This is a genomic window from Mesorhizobium sp. P3_A9 (genome assembly GCF_056402975.1).
The window spans coordinates 1-5,076 of the sequence record NZ_JBFUGJ010000394.1; the positions used below are offsets into that span (position 1 = coordinate 1).

At 58.5% G+C, this 5,076-nt stretch carries 4 protein-coding genes; 3 read left to right on the top strand and 1 reads right to left on the bottom strand.

All coding sequences use genetic code 11. The annotated features are described in order from the left end of the window. A partial coding sequence (locus tag AC1DX0_RS30805; protein WP_477358210.1) for a hypothetical protein occupies positions 1–1,418 on the bottom strand: 1,418 nt, incomplete at its 3' end. Positions 1,419–1,683: 265 nt separating this feature from the next. Between AC1DX0_RS30805 and AC1DX0_RS30810 the strand changes: the two genes are divergently transcribed. The 3 genes from AC1DX0_RS30810 to AC1DX0_RS30820 all read left to right on the top strand — a co-directional run. Continuing rightward, positions 1,684–2,802, top strand: a complete 1,119-nt coding sequence (locus AC1DX0_RS30810; protein WP_477219584.1) for a glycosyltransferase family 4 protein — start codon at positions 1,684–1,686, stop codon at positions 2,800–2,802. 1 nt (position 2,803) lies between these two features. Continuing rightward, the gene (locus tag AC1DX0_RS30815) at positions 2,804–3,919 is read left to right on the top strand and encodes a glycosyltransferase (protein ID WP_477219585.1); all 1,116 of its coding nucleotides are present in this window, start codon (positions 2,804–2,806) and stop codon (positions 3,917–3,919) included. Positions 3,920–4,117: 198 nt separating this feature from the next. Next, on the top strand, positions 4,118–5,076 hold a 959-nt coding region (locus AC1DX0_RS30820; protein ID WP_477358212.1), incomplete at its 3' end, for a glycosyltransferase.

The window sequence follows — 5,076 nt, forward strand, 5'->3', positions numbered from 1 at the left end:
GGCCGCGTCCTTGCAAGCTGGCGAAGGCGGCCTAGCGCCTTCATGGCGTTTCCTCCACCGGCAACCTCTTCTTCCACAACCATGATCCTCAGATCGCGCCCGGCGGCGGAACTGAGGAAGCCATGAACGCGGCCGATGTCCTGCTTGCGGCTCGTGACGACAATCTTGAAACCAAGATCGCTTAACGCACGAATGATTTGACGGACAACGCGCGCGATCCCCTCTGAGCAGTGGTATTCGCCATTGTGGCGAACGACCAGCGGACCGAAACCGTGGAAGGCTACAAGAACAGTTTCAGCGGCAGGCGCTTCCACCTTCACGGTAGGCGTATAAATCAATTCCTGTGCCCGGTTCGATCCTGCTTCACCAAGCGCCATCTCTATCGCCCGGTCGAATACGGGCCACACAAATTCCGGCTGGTAGAGTTTGCGTACCTCGGCCTGGCTTTCGATCAGTTCGCGGGAGAGAGCGTGGTCACCCTTCCTCAACTGCTCCGACCGCCTCACCAGATCTTCAATGCTGTCCGTCCTGCCGGGCGCGTCGGCGGGGAAATACCGGCTGAGCAAAGATTCCTTTTTGAAAAGCACCGGACCGCCAAGCGTCATGAATTCTATCGGCGGCAGATAGCAGACGGTCGGCTCCTCATAGTGATAGGCAAAGCCACGCATCTCTGCGAATCGTCTCAGGAACTCGGGACGCTCGACGGTGCCAATCACCTGTTCATCCCGGACGGGCACGTTCTGCGCACCGAAGATCCTGTAACCTTTGGCAGGGAAATAGTGCTTAAGGTGACGGTAGTTGGCGGAGTAATAAGGGATGTCCGCCGCTCTTGGACATAGCAACCCCATCTCTGCCGTCGTCGCCCCGACATCCCATGTATCGCGCAGATCGACGACGTCCTGCGTAAGGCAATAGGGAACGATCGTCATGCGCGATCGCAGCCAATCGTCCTCTATGTCGGCAACCTTTTCGGAGTGCGGCATGAACCAGAAATCGTCCCGCTCTGTGACAAGCGGCAGCCCTCCAATATTGATGAGCTCATCCGACAGACTGTAGGGCTGACCATAGGTGCGATAGATGACCCGGCCACGGTAGGCTTTCAGGAAATGTACCAGCCATAGCGGGTTGATGGTAACGATAGCCGCATCGAAATATGCATTCAGAATCTCAGCTGCTTCCGGCGGAACCTCATCGTAGAAGAAGTTGGTCCTCTCCAGGATCTCCAGTGCCTCTTTGGGCAGGCTGGAAGCTGATGGAGCCCAATCGTAGACAGCGGACTGATCATAAACGTCGCTCAGATAGGGCGGATTGAACACCTCGTAGCCCAGCGCCCGCAGGTGAGGAAGTTCGGTCTGCGACAGCACCTTGTGCATGCCCAGCCAAAAAATTCGTTTCTTCTTGATCATCCGCTCGATCATCCGCTTTCCGGCCCCCGGAAGGCTGTGTCTGGTATTGCAGTGCACCATCGCTTGTCAAATGAGAGATCGGAAGCTTGGCCGGCTTCGGTCGCCAAGTGTGATATCGACCTTCGCGCTCATCGCGGACGATGTTGCAATGGAGTTCGACTCTGCTATGCGAAAGGAAGTGCCGGCGATAGGCATGAAAAGTCGGCGGCAACCCTGATATGACAGCAGAAGTGCTCGCTACCTGCACCGCACGCAGTTCATTATACCCAGATCGTAAATGAAAATCGCAATCGACGCACGCAACCTAGTGCCTGGCCTCACGGGTATCGGAAGATATGTCGTCGAGATGACGCGGGAGCTCGTCGCGGCCGGACACCGGCCAATTCTCTATCTGCCGGAGCCGCCGGCCAAGGCACTTGGCGAATTGGTTGGAGCCGACATGCGCGTCGCGGCTTTTCCAGGCGCTCTCGCTCGCATGATCTGGTCGCAAACGGCACTACCACGCGCTGCGGTCAACGACGCGGTCGACATCTTTTGGGGTCCCGCCCACAGGCTCCCCTTCCGTCTACCGGCGCCGATGCCGCGGGTGGTCACCATTCATGATCTGGTCTGGGCCTATGCGCCCGAAACCATGCGTTGGCAGACATGGGGCGCGGAGCGCGCCTTTGTCGGCTCGGCAGTGCGCCGGGCTGACGCAATTGTCGTTGACTCCAATTCAACGAAGGGGGCGCTCCGTGAGAGATACCCTGGCCTGGAAGCTCCCGTGACAACGATCTATCCCGGTTACACCCACCTCGTGCCGGGCGATATTGCGGCCGTGCGCACGCGTTTTGGAATTGACCGGCCCTATCTGCTGTTTGTGGGGACCCTTGAGCCACGCAAGAACCTCATTCGCCTCTTGGAGGCCTGGGCCGGCCTCGGCCCGGAGGTCCGCTCCGGACATCTGCTGGTTATCGCCGGAGGACAGGGTTGGCGCCTCGGCGATCTCCGATCTCGCCTGACGGATCTCGGCATTTCCGATCAAGTGCGGCTCACCGGGTACCTGGATGACACCGATCTGGCATCGCTCTATGCTGGGGCCCGGGCGCTTACGATGCCGTCGCTCTATGAAGGGTTCGGCTTGCCCATTCTGGAGGCAAACGGTTTTGGGGTACCGGTTCTGACCTCCAACGTCTCTTCAATGCCCGAAGTTGCCGGCGAAGGCGCCCTGCTGGTCGATCCGCTGTCAGTGAGCGACCTCACCGCAAAGCTGAAGCAACTGCTTACCGACGATCGCGACCTTGCACGACGGGCCGCGGTCGCCAAGGCCAATGCGGCGCGTTTCGACTGGCATCTCAGCGCAAAGCGTTTGATCGCGGTTTTCGACCAGGCCATTGCCAAGCGGAAAAGCCGCTGACATGCGCGTCCTCCATTTTTTCAAGACGTACTGGCCTGACACGTTCGGCGGCATGGAACGAGCGATCCATGCGATCGCCTGTGGAACGTCGAAACTGGGCGTTGAGCCAACGGTGCTTTCACTCAGCCGCAAGCCGGACGAGAACAGCGTCTTCTTCGACGGGCATTGGGCCTACAAGGCACGGCTCGATCTGGAGATCGCCTCGACGGGTTTTTCGCTTGGCGCCTTCAAGCGCTTCGGCGAACTGGCGGCGCAAGCCGACATCATTCACTATCACTTCCCCTGGCCCTTCATGGACCTGGTTCATTTCGGCATGCGGGTGCGAAAGCCGACCGTGGTCACCTATCAGTCTGACATAGTCAAGCAGAGCATGCTCCTGCAGGTCTATCGTCCGCTGATGCACCTCTTCCTCAACAGCGTTGACCGCATTGTCGTGGCCTCGCCCAATTATCTGGAAACGAGCGCTGTCCTGCGAGGACGGCGTGCCAAGACAGTCGTCATTCCGAACGGCCTGGATGCGAAGACTTATCCGGCTCCCCCCGAAGCACGGCTGCAACAATGGCGCGCGCGGTTTCCCGGCAGGTTTTTCCTGTTCACCGGTGTGCTGCGTTATTACAAAGGCCTGCATGTGCTGATCGAGGCGGCGCGCCTGAGCGGCTATCCGGTGGTTATCGTCGGTTCAGGTCCGATGGAGCAGGCCCTGCACGCGCAAGCTGACGCAAGCCGGCTGTCGAATGTGCATTTCGTCGGTGCGCTCGAAGAAGAAGACAAGATCGCGCTTCTGACCCTGTGCAGCGGAGTCGTCTTCCCGTCCCATCTGCGCTCGGAAGCTTTCGGGTTGTCTCTTGTCGAGGCAGCGATGTTCGGCAAACCGATGATCTCCTGCGAGATCGGCACGGGCACGAGCTTTGTCAACCTGGACAAGGTGACGGGATTGGTCGTCCCACCCGCCGATGCGCCGGCCCTGGCCGCCGCCATGGCTCAGATGTGGAACGACACGGACATGGCGCAACGCTTCGGGCAAAATGCAGTAGAGCGATACGAGAGCCTGTTCACGTCCGAGAAAATGGCAATCTCCTATATGAATCTCTACCGGGATCTCATCACGAATATCTAATACTTCCTCGGCAACAGCAAATAAGTCCCACGTCACCGGGCCTTTTACGTCACGCGGCCAAAGCGATAGCCAAGCTTCTTCTCGACCATTATATTAATCAGGACTAATCATCGAATCGATTTCCGGGTGGCCTCTTCCCATAGGCGCGATATCCCAGGCCCTTTTCGCTTGTCATCTTCCGTTTGCAGCGAGTAGGAAGTGAGCTACGACGGGTTGGGTTGCGGCATGGACAATTGCGAAATTGTATTCGATTTGAGATGCCTGCAAGACCCTTCCTATAAGGATCGCGGCGTCGGCAAGCTGTCGGCGAATCTGGTCAGGGCTGTCGGCCACCTTCGCGAAAGAGTTGATGTGTCGACTGTAGGGCTGGTTGATCCCGCCTTGCCACCGCTTGAGGATCGTTTCCTACATCTCGTCGATCAGGTTCGCAGCAACGCCTATCTAGGCGCCAAAGCATGTTCGACGGTGTTCTTCGAACTGTCCCCTATGACCCATGACCCTTTCTTCCTGGGTCGCATCGTGAACGACCCCGACATTCTCAAGCTCGCGATTGTCTACGACTTCATCCCGCTCATGAAGCCGGAACGTTACCTGCCGACGGCTTCCAATCGCCTCGACTATCACACCCAGCTCATTTGGCTTTCTCGCTACGATCATTTCTTTCCCATCTCGCAGCATACATCCGACGAACTCCGGCGCATTCTCGGCGTAAGCCCGATGCGCATTACGAAGACCGGGGCGCCGATAGACAGCGCGTTCGAGCGCGCCGACACTTCCGGGCGGCGGGAAAGACTTTCCAAGCGCTATGTTCTTGCCTGCGGCGGAGCCGAACCGCGCAAGAATGTCGAGTGCCCTATCCTCGCTCACGCCGGAAGTGCCGTGATGCAAGACGCCGGCATTCAGCTCGTGGTCACCGGGAATTACCCGCCGATTTGGCAGACAATCTTGCGCGACCTGTACACCGGCAATGGCGGCAGGTCCGAGCTTCTTGTTTTCCCGGGTTTTGTCGACGAAGACGAACTCGTATCGATCTACCGTGGCGCGCTCTGCACGGTCGTTGCAACGTACATGGAAGGGTTCTCGATTCCGGTCGTCGAGGCAATGGCGGCTGGCTCACCGGTAATCGCGTCTTCCATCCCTGCTCACAGGGAACTGAT